Annotated in this window: 16 protein-coding genes; 3 read left to right on the plus strand and 13 right to left on the minus strand. The window is 41.0% G+C overall.

Annotation, left to right across the window (positions count from 1 at the left end):
* Nucleotides 1-265 precede the first annotated feature (265 nt).
* The gene (locus AABK37_RS01035) at nt 266-1957 is read left to right on the plus strand and encodes a TrbI/VirB10 family protein (protein ID WP_432549762.1); all 1692 of its coding nucleotides are present in this window, start codon (nt 266-268) and stop codon (nt 1955-1957) included.
* The gene (locus tag AABK37_RS01040; protein WP_432549763.1) at nt 1954-2529 is read left to right on the plus strand and encodes a hypothetical protein; all 576 of its coding nucleotides are present in this window, start codon (nt 1954-1956) and stop codon (nt 2527-2529) included. The genes AABK37_RS01035 and AABK37_RS01040 overlap by 4 nt, the downstream gene beginning before the upstream one ends.
* Before the next feature lie 447 nt (nt 2530-2976).
* Here AABK37_RS01040 and AABK37_RS01045 read toward each other — a convergent pair whose 3' ends face one another.
* From AABK37_RS01045 to AABK37_RS01075, 7 genes are all read right to left on the minus strand, one after another.
* Nucleotides 2977-9315 (minus strand): EAL domain-containing protein, encoded by a 6339-nt coding sequence (locus AABK37_RS01045; protein WP_432549764.1) that lies wholly within the window; start codon nt 9313-9315, stop codon nt 2977-2979.
* Between the two features lie 422 nt (nt 9316-9737).
* Nucleotides 9738-10814, minus strand: a complete 1077-nt coding sequence (locus tag AABK37_RS01050; RefSeq protein ID WP_432549765.1) for an ABC transporter ATP-binding protein — start codon at nt 10812-10814, stop codon at nt 9738-9740.
* Between the two features lie 10 nt (nt 10815-10824).
* On the minus strand, nt 10825-11709 hold the full coding sequence (locus AABK37_RS01055) for a carbohydrate ABC transporter permease (protein WP_432549766.1): 885 nt from the start codon (nt 11707-11709) through the stop codon (nt 10825-10827).
* Nucleotides 11710-11845: 136 nt separating this feature from the next.
* Nucleotides 11846-12730: a carbohydrate ABC transporter permease gene (locus AABK37_RS01060; protein ID WP_432549803.1), complete on the minus strand. Its 885-nt coding sequence runs from the start codon at nt 12728-12730 to the stop codon at nt 11846-11848.
* A 5-nt stretch (nt 12731-12735) separates the two neighbouring features.
* On the minus strand, nt 12736-12858 hold the full coding sequence (locus tag AABK37_RS01065) for a hypothetical protein (RefSeq protein WP_432549767.1): 123 nt from the start codon (nt 12856-12858) through the stop codon (nt 12736-12738).
* 3 nt (nt 12859-12861) lie between these two features.
* A complete protein-coding gene (locus tag AABK37_RS01070; RefSeq protein ID WP_432549768.1) occupies nt 12862-14154 on the minus strand; it encodes an ABC transporter substrate-binding protein in 1293 nt (430 codons plus the stop codon).
* Between the two features lie 559 nt (nt 14155-14713).
* Entirely contained in the window at nt 14714-15148 is a 435-nt protein-coding gene (locus AABK37_RS01075) for an RrF2 family transcriptional regulator (protein ID WP_432549769.1), read from the minus strand.
* 487 nt (nt 15149-15635) lie between these two features.
* On the opposite strand from AABK37_RS01075, the gene AABK37_RS01080 reads away from it, so the two are divergent.
* Complete coding sequence (locus tag AABK37_RS01080) at nt 15636-16145, plus strand: fatty acid hydroxylase (protein ID WP_432549770.1); 510 nt, start codon at nt 15636-15638, stop codon at nt 16143-16145.
* Between the two features lie 8 nt (nt 16146-16153).
* Here the strand turns inward: AABK37_RS01080 and AABK37_RS01085 are convergent, their stop codons facing one another.
* The 6 genes from AABK37_RS01085 to AABK37_RS01110 all read right to left on the minus strand — a co-directional run bounded on the left by AABK37_RS01085 (nt 16154) and on the right by AABK37_RS01110 (nt 21072).
* Nucleotides 16154-16843, minus strand: a complete 690-nt coding sequence (locus tag AABK37_RS01085) for a class I SAM-dependent methyltransferase (RefSeq protein ID WP_432549771.1) — start codon at nt 16841-16843, stop codon at nt 16154-16156.
* An 81-nt stretch (nt 16844-16924) separates the two neighbouring features.
* The gene (locus AABK37_RS01090; RefSeq protein ID WP_432549772.1) at nt 16925-17098 is read right to left on the minus strand and encodes a hypothetical protein; all 174 of its coding nucleotides are present in this window, start codon (nt 17096-17098) and stop codon (nt 16925-16927) included.
* Nucleotides 17099-17330: 232 nt separating this feature from the next.
* Nucleotides 17331-18284, minus strand: coding sequence for a DMT family transporter (locus tag AABK37_RS01095; RefSeq protein ID WP_432549773.1), 954 nt, complete (start codon nt 18282-18284; stop codon nt 17331-17333).
* Between the two features lie 59 nt (nt 18285-18343).
* Complete coding sequence (locus AABK37_RS01100; protein WP_432549774.1) at nt 18344-19300, minus strand: DMT family transporter; 957 nt, start codon at nt 19298-19300, stop codon at nt 18344-18346.
* A gap of 244 nt (nt 19301-19544) precedes the next feature.
* On the minus strand, nt 19545-20750 hold the full coding sequence (gene chrA / locus AABK37_RS01105) for a chromate efflux transporter (RefSeq protein WP_432549775.1): 1206 nt from the start codon (nt 20748-20750) through the stop codon (nt 19545-19547).
* Between the two features lie 91 nt (nt 20751-20841).
* Nucleotides 20842-21072 (minus strand): hypothetical protein, encoded by a 231-nt coding sequence (locus AABK37_RS01110; protein WP_432549776.1) that lies wholly within the window; start codon nt 21070-21072, stop codon nt 20842-20844.
* Nucleotides 21073-21167: the final 95 nt, after the last annotated feature.

The following is a 21167-nucleotide window of genomic DNA, read 5'->3' on the forward strand; positions in this document are numbered from 1 at the left end:
AAACTATAGGACTAATATTTGATTTTTGAAATATACTAGGGTGCGTTAGACGAGAGTACGGCACCGAGACATCAGGACGGTGCGTTAGGACGAATGTCCTAACACACCCTACGTATACTACGTATACTGTGAAATACAAGATAAAAAATGTTCATAAAATTATAAGTTAAACTATACTAAGTAATTGCACGTTGAATTTATATCTAGTCACTGCTGAAAACGCCTGCCACAATGACTTTATTGAATTTTAAATTTAAAATTACTTATGACCGGATATTCAATTTCTCCAGAAAATTTGCCACCAAATCGAGTTAGTCCACCCGAATTAGACTCTTTAGATTGGGAATCACGGATGGCAAGATTGGTTGGTTTGGAAGAAGAATCTTCATCTGTTAATACCGACCAAGCAGTAGAAGAATCAACTTCTTTGGTACAACCTTCGTCTGAACCTCAAGAAGTTCGGACTAAGGAACCTCTTTCATCTAACCCGTTTGCTAAGTTAGGCTTGGTGGGTGCTGGTACTTTGGGTATAGTTTTGGTGGCTGGGGTGTTTTTGTCGCAGCTAATCAACCCTGCCAAGCAACAGCCAAAAAAAAATAATTCTGTTTCCACGCGATCGCAACCAATCACCGATTCCCGCCCGCAACAGCTACAATCAGAACTAGAGACTTTAAAAACTAAATTAGCCCTGACTGAACAAGCAGAAGCGGTGAAAGCAGCACAACAAAAGCTGAGACTTCAAAAACCAACACCGACTCAGATTGCATCTCGACCGACTCCAAAAGCACAACGGTCAGCTTCTGTCAATACACCGAGGATACCACTGCAAAGGATACAAACACCCGTGCGAACAGTTTATGTGCCTCGCACAGTCACTATTGAGCGTATCGTTAAAGCACCCTCTGTTCCCCAAAAGGCGATTCCACAAAAGCCGATTCCACAAAAGGCGATCGCACAAAAGCCTGCTAATTCTCAAATTTTACCATCACGTTTGCCGATAGTTGCACCAAACACTCGGCAAATAGTTACAGCAACTCCCAAACCCACACCAGACCCGCTTCAGGAATGGGCAAAGTTAGCAAAATTAGGTAGCTACGGTATGGTTTCTATCACTGGTACAAGTGCTGTTCAAGCAACTCCTCCTCCACCTCCTAATAATACTCGGTTACAGGCAAGAAATACCGACCCAGACGACGAACCAGAAGAAGAGTCAACCCCTCCTGCGGTCAGCCAAACAAAACAGCAGACCCCGAAATCCGTGGCTGTAGGAACTAAGGCGAAAGCAGTATTTGCGACCGCTGTATTCGGGGAAACTACCAGACAAACTACTAATAGCAATAGAAAAGACGAAAGCGGCAAAGACGTATTTGTAGCGACTTTGAAAGAGCCATTAAAATCTGTGGATGGTGCGATCGCTTTACCTGCAAAAACCCAGTTCTTAGCTCAACTTCGTTCTATTTCCGAGCAAGGCTTCGTACAGTTGGATGTAGTCAAAGTTATTCTCCCAAATAATAACAGCTTCATAGAAAAAAGCTTACCGCCAAATGCACTAACGATTCGCGCTCCTCAAGGCAAACCTCTCATAGCAAGCCAATTTTCCAATCAAGGAGGGTCTACGGTGCTATCGGATGTAGCAGGATTCGTCTTGAGTGGTACTGCTAAAGCAGCAGAGATATATAATCGTCCTGATTATCAATACTTCGAGTACTGTAGTGATTATCCTGAAGGTGAAGAGAGAAACGCATGCTACAGAAGACAGAGGAATCGTTCTAACAACTCCAGCAGACGCAACATCTTAGCCGGCGTTTTGGAAGGGGGTGCGACTAATATAGCTAACCAATTTAACCAACGCAATCAACAAGCTATCTCTAGAAGACAGAATCAACGCACTAACGTTTGGGTTATACCCGCAGGTAAAGAAGTTGAACTATATGTAAATCAAACTTTCCAGCCATGAAAAACGATACAAAATTTCCAGGAGAAACCCCAGATAAATCTTATTTATTACATCTGGCAACCTTGATTTTTTCAACTGCAATTTTATTAGTTGCAGGTCGTGTTTTAGCTAATAATGCCGTTCTTCGTTCGATGTTTTCCTGCCAAGCACAGGGTTTGGGGGGAGCAACACCTCAGATCGATATCTGGTATCAACAAGGAACAAACTTAAGTTTTATTCAAGCCGGAGAAACAATTAAGAAAGTTTGGTTAAACGACCCTTCACAGGTAACTATAGATTTTGACGGTCCGATGTGTATGCAGTTTGGTCAAGACCGTAATGTTAGTCAAGGAGATTGTAAAAACTCAGCCGCGAATGTAATTCAACTTAGACGAATTCCCAAACTTAAAATTGCCGGATTGCCTAATACTAGTAATACGCTTTTAACAGTAGTTACTGAAAAACAAGGCAAAACAAAGTTGTATGCATTTCGAGTACTATATGGCGACGGTAGCCCTGAATATAGCACTTTAGCAATTTTCGCAGACCCTCCTTCTACTAATGAAGCGCCTTGTGTTAGACCTGCAAAATAATTTTAAAATAATCACCGCAGGCTTATTTCATCAACATTAAAAACTCTGCGACCCTTTGCGTAAGCCTTTGCGCTTCTTTGCGTTTCAAAAATATATAAGTAAGTCGGCGCTAATATTTCAAGCTATGTTAATAAATTTAAATGTAGGGTGTGTTGTCGCGCAGCGCAACGCACCGTATTGAATTTAAGGTGCGTTAGCCTACGGCATAACACACCCTACGAACTTTGGCTTCTTTGCGTTTCAAAAATATATAATTACGATGAAGATCGGATTTGATATCATTTAGGAAGACTATATTATAATGAATAACGACCTAGTTCTTTTTCTTATTAGTATTGGTGTACTTGTTTTGTATCTCGTCTTCTCGGCGCTGACTGAGATGGGTACTAAGCTACCTTGGAAAAAATAGCGCCCAAGGTTTTCGAGAATTAGCCTATCAAAAAACCTTTACCATTGAGGATTAGCCATAATTAACGCCTCTGCCGCAGAACTATCTAATGGACGCGAGAAAAAATATCCCTGTCCGTATTCACAGTTCAACTTTCTCAAAAGTGCCAATTGCTCTTGAGTCTCCACCCCTTCGGCAGTCACATCCATACCTAGTTTATCTGCCAGCGTGACAATTATCTCAATAATTTCTAAATTCCTGTTATTAGCGTTTATCGGGCTGACGAAAGAACGGTCAATCTTCAACACATTAATCGGAAAGCTATAAAGACGACTTAATGAAGAATAGCCCGTACCAAAGTCATCAATTGATAACTTAATCCCCATCGCTCGAAGTTGTGACGCGGTATTTGCCTCATCACCATTTTCCATAATTGCGCTTTCAATAATTTCTAACATCAGACTGCACGCATCAAGACCAGTTGAGTGCAAAATTTGTGCAATCTGCTCAATCAAATCCGCTTGGGAAAATTGCTTGACACAGAGATTGACACTGATTTTCTCTAGAGAACTCGTAGGATAGCCCATCCGCCAGACTTGCATCTGGCGGCAAGCCTCAAAAAGCACCCAGTAGCCAATCTCGACAATCAGTCCAGTTTCCTCCGCCAGGGGGATAAAATCTGCCGGAGAAAGCAGACCGCGTTCTGGATGCTGCCAGCGCAGCAGAGCCTCAAAACCGGAAATTGTGCCACTAGAAAGCGAAACAATCGGTTGGTAATAAACCCGAAACTCCTGACGTTCAATTGCTCGACGCAGATCGGTCTCTAACTGCAATCTGTCCACAGCATTAGTATACATATCTGGGTGGAACAGCTCGTAACGCGACCTGCCCAGCACCTTAGCTCGGTACATCGCCGTGTCAGCATTTCTCAGTAAATCTTCTGGTTGGTCATAGGTGAGTATCAAATTCAGAGCGATGCCAATACTTGCCGTAGTGAAAACTTCTTGCCCGTCAAGGTCAAAGGGTAATGCCAGTTGCTGTTGAATTCGCTCAACCACCTCAATTGCCTCTGACAAATTCTCGATTCCCTGAAGCAAAATTGTAAATTCGTCTCCCCCAAGCCGTGCAGCGGTATCTATCGAGCGTATGCAAGCTTTTAGCCTGGTTGCTATTTTAATCAGAAATTGGTCTCCAAGTAGATGTCCGAGACTGTCATTGATCACCTTAAACCGATCCAGGTCGAGAAACAGCACGGCAAATAAATAATCCTCATGTTGTTTAGCTCGATCGCACGCATCTTTTAAGCACTTCATAAACCAAGCTCGGTTGGGTAGACCTGTGAGTGCATCGTGAAACGCATTGTGCAGCAGTTGTGACTCAGCTTGTTTGCGCTCAGTGATGTCATGGGTGATCCCCAGAATTTGATGAATTTCCCCATGCTCATTTAAAATCGGCACGTAGGTGACAACTACGGTAAAAGAGCAACCAGGCAAAGTGATATTGCATTCTCCGGTTTGCTTGGTGCGCGTCTCCACAGTTTTTTGCAGAAGTGGTAAATACGCATTCGTGACTTCTTTTGGGTGTATCTCCTCATCCGTATGACCAATATATGCCTCTAGAGGAAAACCACCGCGATTAACTCCGAAAGCATTGACAAACTGGAACCGCCGCAGGGCATCATAAATTACAAATGTATCAGGGATGTTATCAATTGCCAATCGAAATCGCTCTTCACTCAGGCGTAGCGCTTCTTCTGCTAGCTTGCGATCGCCAATTTCAGCTTGTAGTTGACTGTTAGCCTGCAATAGTTCTGTAGAATAAGCTTGTAAGTTTGTGTAAAGTTTTGCATTTTCAATTGAGATAAATATTTGGCTAGTTAATAACTTTAATACTTCCAAACGGTCAGGAGTAAAAGCTCCAATAGTCTGGTTATTTTCCAAATAAAGCAGACCCGCCAATTTGCTTTGATTCAACAGCGGCATACACAACACTGATTTCGTTTGGTGTTTAACGATGTATAAGTCGCGGGTAAAATTACCTGAGTGCAAAGCATCATTCAAAATAAGACTGTCTTGAGTACGAATAACATAATTGACTATGCCAAGAGGAACTACTGGTATATTGTTGCGATCGCTGACCGTTTCTATGGGAATAGACTGCAAAACTTCGATATCATCAGATGTAACCGTTCCTGATGCTTGAATCAGCCATTTCTCTTCTTGCTTCAAAATGAGATAACCTTTTTCTGCCCCCGCATTTTCGAGAACAATTTTCATCATTTTTTCTAACAAAGTATTGAGTACAATTTCACTCGACAGAGTTTGAGAAGCTTTGAAAATGCTGTTTAAATCGAGTTGCGAGGATGTTTTTGACTCGGTGGATAAAATTGTTGTGGTAGTCTGGGTGGAACTTGACGGGGTTTTGGCAAAAAAATCAGGATACCGTTGTTCCAAATCATTGACCTTTGCGGTAGCTCCCCAGCTAACATAGCTATAGTGAGCCTTTGTCATGTATAGTTGGGCAAACTCTTCCATTCCACGCGCTAGATAAAAATTTGCCGCTAACTCATAAGCTAATGCTTCGTGTTGAATGTATCCGTTGTCCCTTGCTTTTTTTATAGCTTGTTCATACAAATCCATTGCTTCAACAACTTGACCCAAAACTCGCGCTTTTTCTGCCTCGACTAAATCGTAAGTGTGCTGAAAATTCATCGGTGCATGAACTGCCCAGGTTTTCATTTCCTTTTGGTTAGCTGCCACTTGTTCTATATATTGTTTTCTTTCTCGATCTTCAAGGTGAAAATAATTGGCTAAAAGAGAAAGAGAGTAATATAAATTATGTTCAGCATAAGGTAATATACCTTCTAAAGCTTGTTTATTGCCTGCTGCATCCTCACCATTCTTAACTGCTATAGTATAATCGTTGAATAAATAACTGAGCCACGTTTTTGCGAAATCGATGGCAAACAAAGATTGAAAGTTATTATTTCTTTGTAAAATGGGTAGCATTTCAGTTTCATCGAACAGCTTTCCCACCAGTCTGTTGGATTCTCTAGAATCTCCCATGAAATTTAATATTAATTGACTCCATATTTTTGCATAATTCAGAGAAAATTCTTGTTTAATAGATTCAACTAAACTGATATAATTTTTATAGGTTTTCTTGACAGATTCTAAAGGCTCTCCCACTAAAAGTAAATTAGAGCAATAGTTAATAGCTGCATAAGAAGCATATTCTATATCTCCAGTTTCCATTAATACTTGAAGCGTTGACTGCAAAGATTCTAAAGTGTTGCGTTTATGTTCTTTCCAGGGTCTGATAAAACAGTTAAACAGTAAGTTAACCTTCCCTTCTATTTCTGAACTATCAAATTGCTTTAATATTTTCAACGAAAGCTTGCCAAGCTGATAGCCAAAATCGAGGTCAGATTGCGTCCGACAAAGAAGGAAACCATATAAAAGATAGGCAAAAGCGGCAAAAGATGAATTTCCATAGTTTACGGATAGCTCCATCATTGTAAATATAATTAATGGAGCTATTGAAGAATTTGTTGTATGAACCGCAGACCATATAGTCTTTAAAATTCGCATTGCTACCAGCTTATCTGGGTCAGTCATTGGTGGAAGATTGTATAAATCATCAATGACCAATTGGCTTGGCGGTGATTTTGACAAAGATATGCCTAACAGCTTCAAAAATTGTAGCCCAATATCTATTGAGGCTTGCATCTGGTTTTGAGCGATATAAAGCTGAATTTTAGTTTCATAAACATTAGCTTTTTCTCGCACAGTCTTAACTTGTTGTAGAACAATATTAGAGAGTAATTCGCTTCGTTGGTAGTTAGTGTTTAAATATTCTGCATATGCTGCTGACTCATACAAACTTAGTGTCAAGTCATACTGAGTCTGCCAACTATCTTCTGCTAATAAATCTAGCCCAACATTCAAATAATTGACTGCTGCTTCATAAGCCATTGCTGACTTTGCTTTCTCACCCGCTATCAAATTCAGTCTGGCGATTTCATCGCGTTCAAGTTGATCGGTTACAAATTCACTGCCTATATTAAGATGATCGACGATTTCAAATATCTCTTCTGATAACGCTTCTGGTGCAGTATTCTGCAACAGCAAACGACCTATTTGTAAGTGAATTGCTGTTTTCTGCGCCTCATCAATTAAGGCATAAGCCGCTTGTTGTACCCGGTCATGCAGGAATTTAAAGCTAACTTCATTTGCAACAAAATCATCTTCTGTGTTTATCAATTTGTACTTGTTATTTAAAGAAAGAACTAAGCCTGATTGCATCGCTGGAAACAAATCAGCCAAGACCTGAGTGGGTTGATGTTGATAGATAATGCCTAAAGTTGATAAATCAAATTTATTGCCAATGCAAGCGGCTAACTGCAATACAATTTGGGTGGAAGCTGGTAACTTACCAATATTGCTCGCCATCAATTCCACCACATTGTCTGTGATATCCTTAGCTTGGATTTGTGCTACATCCCATTGCCACTGTCGCACCTGTCGGTCAAAAGTTAATAATTCTTCGGTGTAGAGCGATTTCAAAAACTGAGTGGTAAAAAAGGCGTTTCCTTGGGTTTTATCATACACTAAATCGGTTAACGGCTGCGTTGAAGTGGGTGGAGACTTTAAAGCCTCAGAGATGAGAGTGTTGACATCTTGCACAAGCAGATTATCTAAGTGAATCGATGATAAAACTCCTTGTGTTTCGATTTCTTCTAACGTCATCATCAGCGGATGACTAGCATTTACTTCGTTGTCGCGATACGCACCGATGATGAGTAAATATTGAATAGTGGCATCGCTCATGATTGTTTTGAGCAGGTTCAGTGATGCTTTATCTGCCCATTGCAAATCATCGATAAATAAGACTAAAGGATGTGACTTTTGGCAAATAACTTTGATAAAGTTTTGAAAGACTAAATTGAAACGATTTTGCGCTTGGGATGCTTCCACTTGGACGACAGGTGGCTGAGTACCAATGACTCGTTCTAAATTAGGGATAACATCTATCAAAACTTGTCCATTATTGCCAACTGCTGCTAATATTTTCTCTCGCCATTGATTTAATACTGCTTCAGTTTCAGTCAGCAGTTGTTTGCATAATTCATCGAAAGCTTGAGAGAATGCGTAGTAAGGAATATTGCGTTGGTACTGGTCAAATTTGCCCCAAATGAAATTGCCACGTCTTGCAGTAATTGGTTTATGGAGTTCTCGAACTAAGGCAGATTTGCCGACGCCAGAATATCCAGTAACCAGAATCATTTCGATTTTGGATTTTGGATTTTGGATTTTGGATTGAGAGGCGGCTTCGATTTTGGATTTTGGAATTTGGATTTTGGATTGAGAGGCGGCTTCGATTTTGGATTTTGGAATTTGGATTTTGGATTGAGAGATTGTCTTCCCCTCTTTTTCTTCCACTGCTACTCTGGTAAAAGCTGCGAGGAGGATTTCAATTTCTCGCTTTCTGCCATATAATTTTTGGGGAATTTGAAAGCGATCGCAAATATCTTGTCTTCCAAGAGCAAAGACATCAATTTGCCCTTTAGTTTCTAGCTGGTGCAGACATTGCTCTAAATCCGCTTTTAGACCATAAGCTGATTGGTAACGATCTTCAGCGTTTTTTGCCATTAACTTCATGACAATATCTGAGACGATTGACGGTAGGGAACATGTCCCTACAACCGAATGCGGTGGTACGGGTTGTTTGGCAATATGGCTATGCACCAATTCCAACGTATCACAACTGTTAAATGGCAAAATACCGGTCAGCAATTTATAGAAGGTAGCACCTAACGAGTAAAAATCGCTGCGATAGTCTATTGCCCGATTCATCCGTCCTGTCTGTTCGGGTGAAATATAAGCGAGTGTGCCTTCTAAAATATTAGGATTACTCAATGTGGGATTTTCTCGTGAAAGTACGGTTGAAATCCCAAAGTCAATAATTTTGACTTGTCCGGTGGTTCGGTTGAGAACAATATTGCTGGGGTTGATGTCTTTGTGGATAATGTTGGCAGCATGAATTTGACTTAAGATGTCAGTGATGGCGATCGCTAACTTCAAAAACTCACATAACTCAAGTTGACCCGCTATTGCCAACAGATCCAACGAGTCCCCGCCGAAATCTTCTAAAACCATCACCAAGCGCTCGGTGTCCCGAAAAAGCGCGTAAGCATTCACCACTCCAGGGATTGTCAGGTTGCGAGTGATTTCATATTCTCGCTTAAACCAAGCAGTGCGCTCTGGAGTAGGATAAAAGTCTTTGAGCATTTTCAGCACAACGGGTTGCTGAGTATCCACCCGCCGACCACGATAAACTAGAGAATTGGCGCTTTCATATAGTTGCGCCATCAGGTGGTAAGCGGAAATCGTCAACATTTGTGGTCAATTTGATACAAGATGCGGTTAAAGCTAAATAGCCTCTGTGTACCAAGCGCGAGTGCGAGGCTCGAATTAATTTGATGCGATTACCTTGGTTATCAGCGATCTAGATATGGTATATTGCGATCAATTGATTAGTCATGATTTGGATTACTACTAAACTATGACTTACGCACTGTACAAATTGAACATCATGTAATATTAACGCGGTTCGGTCGTTTTCAACAAAATTTTTAAGTCGGGTTTGTTGATTTCCTGAAAATTTAACTTGCTCATAACTAGTGCCAGGACTTACGCACAATTAGGAAAAAACGAACCGCAGAGGACGCAGAGGACACAGAGAAATAAGAGTTGAGGAGAGTTTTTGCGTAAGTCCTATACCGGAAAATTTGGCTTGCTTATAACTAGCTTTGCGTTGCTCAGCTGCGAAGTGCATCCCCCGACTGAACATCAAACCAGTGGATATTCTGCGGCGGCAGAGCTAGGGTAATTTCGGCATCACTCCAATTTTGGTCTGTGGGTAACAAAGCACGTACATTTGGCGATTCTGTCTGAGAACTGGCAACACGCACGCTGACCAAATTGTGCATACCCAAGTTTTCCACTAGATAAACTCGACCTTGAATAATCTGTGTATCTTCGCTTCGGGCAATGCGGACGTTTTCTGGACGGATACCGAGGACAATTTGCGGTGGAACTGTTGGGATATTTGGTAATTTCATGCGGAAATTGCCTAATATTGCGTAACGTTCTTGACAAGGCAATGTCAGCAAATTCATTTGCGGACTGCCAACAAATCCAGCCACAAATAAGTTAGCGGGATGGTTATAGATGCGTTCTGGCGGGTCGAGTTGCTGCACGTAACCGTTGTTTAATACTGCGACTTTGGTGGAAAGCGTCATCGCTTCTGTTTGGTCGTGAGTAACATAAACTACCGGGGCTTTTTGAGTAGAAAATATTTGCTTGATATCTGCGCGGACTCTTTCGCGGAGTAGTGCATCCAAATTACTCAGCGGTTCATCTAATAAATACGCTTGAGCGCGACGGACTAATGCTCGTCCGACTGCAACCCGCTGTCGTTGTCCTCCTGATAATTGACCGGGTTTGCGCTGCAATAATTCTTCTAATCCTAAAAGTTGAGATACTTCTGTGACTCGCTGTTGAATTTCTGCGCGGGGTGTTTTTTTCAGCTTTAGTCCAGAGGCAAGATTTTCAAAGACGGTCATGTGAGGATAAAGCGCATAGCTTTGAAAAACCATTGCCATATTGCGATCGCCTGGTCGTTTCGATGTAATATCTTCACTACCAAGCAAAATTCGACCGTGGGTAGGTTCTTCCAACCCCGCTATCATCCGCAGCGTTGTAGACTTACCACAGCCAGAAGGACCGAGTAAAGTCAGAAATTCATTGTCATCGACAGTTAAACTAATGTCTTTAACTGGAATAACTTTAGGGTTATAGGTCTTATTTAAATTTTTTAGTTCAAGTTTAGCCATACTTTTAACTCTATCCCTTAACAGCACCAGCCGTTAGACCTTGGATAATCTTGCGCTGGAAGAACAAAACGAGTAAAACTAAAGGCAATGTCCCGACAATTGTTGCTGCGGCAATTGGACCGTAGGGAATTTCAAATTGGGTTGCACCCCCTAATTGCGCTGCGGCTACGGGAATTGTTTTCATTTCTTCACGAGTAATAAATGTCAGGGCGAAGATAAACTCATTCCAGGCAAATATAAAGGTGAGAATTCCTGTTGTCACTAAAGCGGGAATTGTCATTGGTAATAAAATTTGCAAAAGCATTTGTAATGTGTTATATCCATCTACCTTTGCGGAATCTTCTAAGTCTTTTGGTAATTGTTCAAAGAAGCTACGTAATACTAAAATTGTTAAAGGTAAATTGATTGCGGTGTAAGGAATAATTAAAGCTAAATAATTATTACCCAAGTGCAGCTTTTGAATAATTTCTAACAGTCCCAAAAACAATAAAATTCCCGGAAATAAGGTGATAATCAAAATACCTGCAAGGATGAATTTTCCACCCCAAGGACGCAATCTTGCTAATGCGTAAGCAGCAGGTGCGCCAAAAGCTAGAGAGAAAGCTGTAGAAATAATCGATACGAAAGCGCTATTTAAAATGTAGCGCCAAAACGGACGGCGAGTAAATAATTCTGTGTAGTGATTGAAGGTGATGCGAGTCGGAAAGTAAACGCTGGGAACTTGGGAAATATCTTGATTCACCTTAAATGAAGTCAAAAGCTGCCACATTACAGGTGCTAAACAGAAAATTACCACACAAGCGATCGCTATCCCTAACAAGATATTTTTTATAGGATTTTTTACCATAGTTGTAGGTTTGGGATTTGTAGAACTTACTTCAGGAATTACAGCCATAGCGATTTTAGATTTTAGATTTTATATTTTGGCTTAGTAGGACGTATTACTAAATAGTCACTCATAAAAATATTTCTTCCCCTGTCCCCCTGTCCCCCTGTCCCCCTGTCTCCTTGTCTCCTTGTCTCCCCACTTTCTACTTCCGAGATTTGTTGAGAAAGAAAAGCGCGATCGCCACCATAAAAATTAACAACATGAAAGTAGATACTACCAACGCCGCGCCATAACCAAAATCTAAGTAGCGCATGATGGTAGAATAAATATACAACGATACGACTTCGGTTGCACCGCCAGGACCTCCCCCAGTCATCACCGCAATCAAATCGAACACACCAAAAGCTTGAGCAAACCTAAATAATGTAGCGATGAGAATTTGCGGTATCAACAACGGTAGCGTAATTTGCCGAAAACTTTGCCAAGGTGTCGCACCATCTATGGCATGAGCCTCATACAAATCTGATGAAATTGACTGCAAACTAGCTAATAGTAGAATACTAATAAAAGGTGTCGTTTTCCAAATATCAGCAACTATTACCGCTATCATTGCCAGTGTTGGTTCTCCCAACCAGTTTATATCAGCTTGAATTAAATGCAGTCGCCGCAAAATATCATTGACGACACCAAATTGATCGTTAAAAATCCACGTCCAAGCTAGACCAATCAGCGCTGTTGGCAAAGCCCAAGGTAAAATAGCGATCGTTCGCACTACACCGCGTCCAAAAAAACGCCGATTGAGAATCAAAGCAACACCCATTCCCAGAATTAATTCTAGAAACACGGTTACTGTAGTAAATATTGAAGTTGTCCAGAAACTTTGCCAAAAACGACCATCTCCTGCCATTCGTGCGTAATTGTCAAAGCCAGAAAAAACAGGTTGTAGTTTGGTTGCCAAATTTTGAGTAAACAAACTTAACCAAAAAGCACGAGCGATGGGGTAGCCAAAAACAAACAATAGCATTAACAAAGCGGGCAATAATAAAATTAATGCTGTGCGTTGTTCTCTACCTCGAATTGTTTGCATATTTGTTAGTTGTTGGTTGTTGGTTGATAGTTGTTGGTTGATAGTTGTTGGGCATTGGGCAATGGGCATTGGGCAATGGGCAATGGGCAATGGGCAATGGGAGATTTTTTCCATGCCCCATGCCCCACTATCTATTTCAACAATCTTCGCGTTTCATTTGCGGCGGCTTTCATGGCACTTTCTGGGGTCATGCTGTTTGTTAAAGCGGCACTTAAATAACGTTGCAAAATGTCTGAGGCTTGGGCATATTGGGCTATGGGTGGACGTAAAACCGCTTTCTCAACTATTTCTAAGAATTTGGGGTAGTGGGGATATTTGGCGATAATTTCTGGGTCTGTAAATAATGTGCGTCGGCTGGGTACAAAACCGGCATTTAAAATAAATCGCCGCTGTGCTTCTTCGCTGGTAAAATATTTAATTGCTTTCCAAGCTTCTTCGGGATGTTTTGATGATTTGGCAATTCCCAAACCCCAACCCCCTAAACAACCTGCGCCACTTTTCGGGTCAATACCAACCATTGATTTAATTCCAATTTTGCCTTTGATAGGCGAATCTTTGGCATTTGCAAGGGGCCAAACATAGGGCCAACTGCGTAAAAATGCTGCTTGACCACTTTGGAAAATTTGCCTTGTATCTTCTTCGATGTATGTTGTGACTCCAGGTGGAGAAATGCCTTTTTTAGTTGTTTCTTTGAGAAAGGCGATCGCTTTTAATGTTTCTGGTCGATCTAGCCCAACTTCTCGCGTATTCGGATTTACCCAAAATCCCCCAAAGCCTTCTAAAACTTCAACAAACATCGCCGCAGCACCTTCGTATTGGCGACCTTGCCAAAGATAACCCCAATTAATTTTTCCTTGCTTTTTCAAAGCTTGAGAAATTTTTAGTAAATCTGCAATCGTTTCTGGCGGTTGGAATCCTTGTTGCTTGAGTAAGTCTTCCCGATAGTAGAGTACCCCAACATCGCTTCGCATGGGAATTCGATATAATTTCCCCTCGATTCGTCCTGCTTCTACATCTTTGGGCGAAAATGCGGCTAATTCTTGTGGTGTGATGCGATCGCTCAAGTCTCGCAACCATCCACCCGCTGCAAATTTCGGTGTCCAAATGACATCCATATTCACTATGTCATAAGGAGAATCACCCAAAATAAAAGCTGAAGTATAAAGGTCTTCAAGCAAATTTGTGGCATTGGGTCCTTCGAGAACGTTAATCCGAATTCCCGGATTTTTCGCTTCAAAGTCTTTAACTATACCCGTTTTCCAAGGTTGCGCGTCAGGCGCAGTCATCAACAAATTCAAAACTACTGGTTGCTGCGATAAAACTTGCTGAATCGATAAAATGATGCCCAATAATACAGCAAAAAATATCCCAATTGGCGATTTCAGCTTTTGTAGTATTTTTTGCTGACATTTATGTATTTTCATTTGCAAAATGTTGCTTAAATAATGCAAATCAATAATTTTATTGGAAAAAATTATTTGAAACTTTGCTTGTTAAATATATCTTTGTACATCATACCTGACGGATAAATATAATAAATCGTTTGTTACAAACTATTAAATATCATGAATAATTTTGAGAATAACTGATACCAAGTTCGTTTGATTAGTTATAATAACCCGGAACCCCACCCCCTTTCGGCTTACGCCAAAAGTCCCCTCCCCGCTTGCGGGGAGGGGATTTGAGGGCGGGGTGCTTATTGACCGTGGATAGTATAAATAATTATCCGAACATGATATGATACCTTTCTTAACAAACAAAAAATATAGCCTCTACATCAGGTGTGTAGAGGCAGATAATCGTAATGAACTGAGCAATAAACATCTTCAAAAACCGATTTACTAAAGCTATAAAACTAGATATTTTTCACTTTATTTTTCCATTAAACATCTAAAAACCTGATTTGACAATCGAGAATGATTAATTTTGCTATCAACCGCATATTGACAAAAAAGACATTTAGGCAGATGCGATCGCTCTCAACTATATGTAATACATAAATTGTATCTGTCGCCGACTATCTCGCAGTTCGCAAAGGTCTTGGAGTGTATACTTTTGCCAAACTGAGTTAGCAGCCTGACGCGCTTCGTACCAGACATCTTGAATTATTTTACTTTCTGTTGTTTTGGATGTTGTATCATCAGTCAAAATAGTTTCTACGCCTTCAATGCAGTTTAATACATCTAAAAGCGTAATCTGTTGGGGGTCTCGTGCCAAGATATAACCGCCCTTCGATCCGCGTATGCTTTTAATTAAACCTCCACGTCTCAATGTGGCTAGCAGTTGTTCTAAATAACGTTGGGGTATATTTTGTAGCATAGCTATGTGTTGGATTTGCAGAGATTCGTTACGGGGGTAACAATTTGCCAACTCTAACAAAGCTAGAAGTGCGTATTCAGATTTGCTCGATAGTTCCATAGGTGTAATGCTTTAAATTGACACCATCAGGATGAAAATGAGAGAGATTAAACTTGTAGTTGACACTATTTGTGCTATAATCCCAACTTTAAATTTATCACATTAATCCTGACAGTTTATTAGTACATGCAGGTTGATTTAACTTTATAAATTCTTTTTGATAAAAGCAAATATATTTTTTTTTTAATTTGATAAATCAAAGTTATTAATTCAGACAAAACAGGTGTTTTCATTTCTACCCGACATTCTGTAAGGGTGCATTCCGGTAAATTAACTCAAATTTTGACAATTTTTAACTAAACCTTTACTGTTATTGACTTACTTTGTTCTTGTCATTTTAGATAAACTACCTAAATCCTGTCGTTTTTTAGATGTATGCAATAATCAACGTTCTTTGTACCATCAGACTCAAAGCAATGGATTATTGCTAAACTAAGCATCTTTTTATCTAAAAAAAGAATAACGATACAGAATCTTAGGAGTACAAATGCTTGAGGCGATCGCTGTTGCTTGGCTACTATTATTTTTTGGCGATTTTTTTTCTACCTTCTTATACCATATACCAGAGCATGTTTTTGGTAGGCTTCACTTGCAAACGCACCATTCTTGGAAGAAAAACTTTCGCCACTATGCAATTTTAACTTTCAATTTCCAGGTTCTTTTAGATGGTATTTTGGGTGCTTTGCCATATTTGCTGCTAGCAATATTTCTGTGGACTTTCTCTCCCGTTGGTGTTATTTGTGGGTTGCTTTTTGGTCAGTTTCATGTATGGTGGAGACATATAAGTGTCTTGGGTTGGGAAACTCCTAAGTTTTTGAAGATGCTGTGTCAGGTTTTATATATCACTACTCCTGAGAGACATTGGCTACATCATCAAAAAACTAACGTCGGTTACGGTGATATTTTTACATTCTTTGAGCAATCGGCAAAAATTTGGATGCGATCGCTACGTCTCCTCAGACTAAATCTGCGTTCCTCGCTTACCCTGATACAGTAACGAAAATACTAAATTTTTGTTCCATTTGCATAAATAAAATAATTGTTCGTTACCTTGATATCAGCCTGAAATCCAACTTTTAGCAACTTGTTATAAAGTTCATCAGGCTGATAAAAAATCTTGACTATCTGAAATTCTTCACCATTATTTAACTTCCGGGTTTGATAAATGTTTTTGTCGGATTCAAAAATATGATTCTTGGCTGTGGATGTAGGCTCAAAGCGTGAGTCTACCAAAAAAACTTGTCCGCCAACGCGAACAGAGTTATAAACTTTCGTCAAAAACAAATCAAGTAATGCTGGTGGTACATGAGAAAGCCAAAAAGCAAAAAATACCAAATCATATTCAATATCCGGTTCCCATGTGAATAAATCAAGTTGATGATATTTCACAGGAAATGAAAGTAACTTTTTGCGATTAATTTCAATTACTTCCTTTGAAGCATCTATCGCAGTAATTTTCTTGCCAATCTTTACAAGTTCTTGCGTCCAGATACCTGTTCCACAGGCTAATTCTAAGATGTTCTCTGCGGCTTGAAGTTGATGTAACGCGCTTTTGACAACAGCAACCTCGTCAAACCAGCGCTGGTTGAATTCTTCGCCGCGATCGTAGCGACCAAGCCGATAAAACCACTCATCATATTCGTTTGCTCTGGCACGATAATACGCGATTTGTTGTTGAATAATATTATCTGTCATCGTCTTTGCCCTAGCTGCGCTTTAGCCTGGGGCTATACTAACAAAACCCCCTCCCCCCCTCTCCCCCTCCCCCCTCCCTCATTACGTGGGGTCTAGAAACTCTAGCTGACAATCCATCTCTACACCGTTGGGAAGTTTTACCCGCACACTGCCAACTCTAGACGGGTACAAATCGACAATAAACATTTCTCCTAATACTTTATGGCGTACTGGTTTCTTGGCTATGTAATATTTGGTGGCTGTTTCAATGGTCATGCAATCTACCTCTGCGGTTTCTTTGAATCACGTTCCACTAGTACTTATAATTACTATCTTTGGTATCAATGGTTGCACTATATCGCTGATAAATTTTCTGGCTAGTAGTTTACACTCTAGATCTGATTCTAGTAGTCTGGCAAGTCAACTTTGTGCTTGTTAATGGTAAGAAGAAAAAGCTCTTTTCTCAAGAACAGCTTCCCCAACTCCCCTGCTCAAGAACAGCCTGCCTTCACCCGTGATTTTTGGGTTGGTCGAGTACTAGGGTATCTCTCGGCATTTCGCCTAAAACCGTAAGATATAACCCGGCTAGTACCACCACAAAGCCAACCCAAGTCCAAAAACTCAGATATTCCCAAAAAATCACCCAAGCAAGGAATACACTGAAGACGGGTTCTAGGAGATGAACCAGAGAAACCGTTACAGATGATAGAGAAGTGAGGCTGAATGTTAACAGTCCATGTCCGAAAAACTGACAAACCACCGCCAGGGATAGGATAGCGAACCAAGCTTGGGAAGACTGGGGAAAAACTGGTTCGTGGTTTAATAATAGGAGTGGTAAGCTAGCTAATGCACCTGTGCTACAGACCCACAGTTGGATTGTGGTAGGAGAAAATTGAGTGCGGAGATATTCCAAAATCAGCAGGTACGCAGCTAACAAAACAGCAGAGAGAATGGCAAAGCCATCGCCTTGCACCCGACTGGCGTCTATTTGCATCTCTCCCAACTCCAAGATGAATACTCCAGCGATCGCTAAACTCAAACCCAACAAAAATCGGCGATCAAACTTTTGTCCCCACAGCCACCAAGCACCCAAACTAGTGAAAATTGGTGCCAGATTATGCAGCGCCGTTGTAATGGCAACACTGGTTTGGTCTAAAGCCCAATACATAGTGGCTAAGGTCATCACCCAAAGTATTCCTGCCAAAGGCAGCAGCAGCAGAGTCATGGGATGATGGGGCGTATTTTCAACAGGCTCGGATTGCAGGCGTTGATAAACTGTTTTGCCCCCTGTCCATAGACTAAAGGCGATCGCTGCCACCAGCAAGCGACTAAAGGCAATTCCTTGAGGAGTTAGATCGGGACTACAAAGTTTGGCAAAGATAGAGCCAAAGGAAATCGCGAACACACCGATGAAACAGATTGTCAGGGCGATCGCTGACTTACTATAAGAATTAAATAACATTATTAAGATATTGTATACCCAGTTTAGTTGGAAAAGAAATTATCATATAATCAATCTCTTTAATTTGTTGGTTTAATGGCAGATTGACTGGACTGGGCTAAATATATACCTAATAAAATGACCACAAAAGTTATTTCGTCAAAGGAACTGACCTTTTCATTGAAAATGAGCCAAGCAAAAAAAGAGGCAATAACTGGCTCTAGGAGCAGCGTCACGGCGACGACTCCTGAGGATAATTTACTGAGGCTGTAAGCCACAAGTGCTTGACCAAACACCTGGCAGAAAAGGGCTTGGAAAATTATGAAAAACCACCCGATCCCAGTATAAGGAAACAACCTATTTTCTACTAGGGGTAGGACAGGTAACAGAAACGCGGTTGTGGCTCCGCAGCGCCACAGCATAATTGTGGCAGTGCTAAATCGGTTTCTTAAGCGTTCTACCAACATCATATACGTGGCGATGAAAATCGCAGTTAGTAAAGCGAGCGCATCACCAAGTATTTGGTCAGTGGCAAATTGCACCTTATTGATTTCCAAGGCGATCGCTCCACATACCGCTATAAGCATACCAATAATGAATTTGTTATCGAACCGCCGACCGAATAAAAAATACCCCGCCAAGCCGACGAATAAGGAGTTCATATTAGACAGTAAAGCCACGTTAGCAACGCTGGTTTGAGTCACCGACCAAGCCCACAGGATTGAGTATGTAGCTCCCGCAGTTCCCATCAAGAACAATAGTGCCAGTTCTCGTCTGGTCAAAGGCTTGTGTTCTATCGGTTGCTCATCAGACTTTTGAGACTGAAAAGCTTCAAGTCCGCTGAAAAAACCGAAAACGATTGTGGCGATCCAAGCGCGATGAAATGCTACAGCATTTGCTCCAATTTCGCGTTCGCATAATTTGACCAAGACTGGTGCTAATGATATAGGAATCAGCGCGACAAATAATGAGACAGTTCCGATCAAATCTGAGGTTTGGGAAAGTTGCAGTTGTGGTAATTCCTCTTTGGCTGTCATGACTTTATGGCTAAATATATTATTCCGTTTATTCACAACTTTGCTGGTTGCAACTTGTACAAATTATAAAAATCTGCCAATGACCCAATTCTCCTTAAAATTAGTGTATGAAGATTTTAATGGTTTTATAAGTTTTTATTCATTTTTTCGTGCTCGTACTTATGCTCTCGTTGTACTTAGTCATCTAAAGTTTGAAGTATGAAGTTGTTGACACAGTTTCAGCTGTTCGTATTCGCTCTGGGGGTCAACGGGTGTAACCTAAAAGCGAAGCTACCCAGCCGATAAAAGCACCACCAAAAACTAGCCATGCAGCATTGATGCGGAAACGAATCAGCAAAACGGCTGAGATAATAGCGATCGCCACAGCTAAAAAGTCCACATACGCAGCTTTTGGTATTAAAGTCGCTGCTGCTAATTCTAAAGTAACAACAACCATCAACGCTACAGCACTGACATTCACCGCATCAAGAAAGGCACTTGTCCATTTTGAAGCGCGTAACCGAGGAACAAGCGGATTAAGAATAGCCGTGAAGAAAAACGACGGCAGGAAAATTCCCACCGTTCCCACTATAGCACCTTGAACACCTGCAATGACGTAACCGATAAAGGTAGCGGTAGAAAGAACCGGTCCTGGGGTAAATTGACCGATCGCGATCGCATCGAGTAACTGTTGTTGCGTTAACCAGCCGTATTCCTGAACTAATCCACCTTCCAAAAACGCTACCAACACAAAACCACCACCAAACAACACACTACCGACTTTCAGGAAAAATAAACCCAGCTTCCACAAAGAGACATTTGTTATTGTATGTGCAGTAGTCGCCGCACTCACTGCTGTTGTCTTAAAAGCCGCACCTGTGGTTAAATTAGCGATGAGAAAGTTTGCTGTGCTTGGTGGGGTTTTGCCGCGATCGCCACTACGCAACCAAATCATACCTAAGATGCCGCCAATTAAGAGGGCAATCACTTCCGAGAGTTTCAACAATAATAAGACTACTACACCCAAGGCGATCGCCAAATAGTAACGACTTTTTACAGCTTTTTTTCCCAAACGCCAAAGCGCATCCAAAATCACTGCTAAAACAGCAGGCTTAATTCCATATAGTAAAGGAGCGACTTGGGGCAAATTGCCATAGTTAACATAAATCCAGGCAAATACACCTGTAATTAACACCGCAGGTAAAATAAAGCAAACACCCGCAACAATCAGCCCCAGCCATCCAGCGTAGACATATCCTACATGAATCGCCATTTCTGTAGAATTTGGACCCGGAATCAAATTAGTTGCTCCAAGTAAGTCAAGAAAATGCTCTCGTGTCATCCACTGACGCCGCTTGACTACCTCCGATTCAATCATCGCGATATGAGCAACCGGACCCCCGAAACCGATGATACCCAACTTGAAAAACAGTGTGGCAACTTCGCTCAAACGACCGAGTGTTGAATTCATGACCCCTAGTTCGTAGTGAGCGGTTTACCGCTCATAGCAAGGATTTTAAGCACTGAAGTGCTTACTACATTAATTATTTATATTTTCATAACTATGTATTGACTTTTTCCACAGAAGATGCATCTAACTGAGATTGTTCGGGTTGCGCTTCATTAATAGCATCGCTGAAGTAAGAGCCGACAATCTTATCGTAGTTAGAAGCAACAGCTAAAAAAGCCCCACCCAAAATATAAATTGGTAGCGGTAGAGAAAGTTCTTGCACCCAGTCAAACAATTTTGCTAGGGCAAACAGCACGAAAAAGCAGGCAAGCCAAACTCTCATATTTTTATCCGAAGCCTTCAAATAATTCTACTTATAGGATAGATGGATTGGATCGTATTGTAGAGACGTTCCGATGGAACGTCTTTACGACAATT

Origin of the sequence: Tolypothrix sp. VBCCA 56010, assembly GCF_050875635.1 — a bacterium.
In the GTDB taxonomy this organism is placed as follows: domain Bacteria; phylum Cyanobacteriota; class Cyanobacteriia; order Cyanobacteriales; family Nostocaceae; genus Hassallia.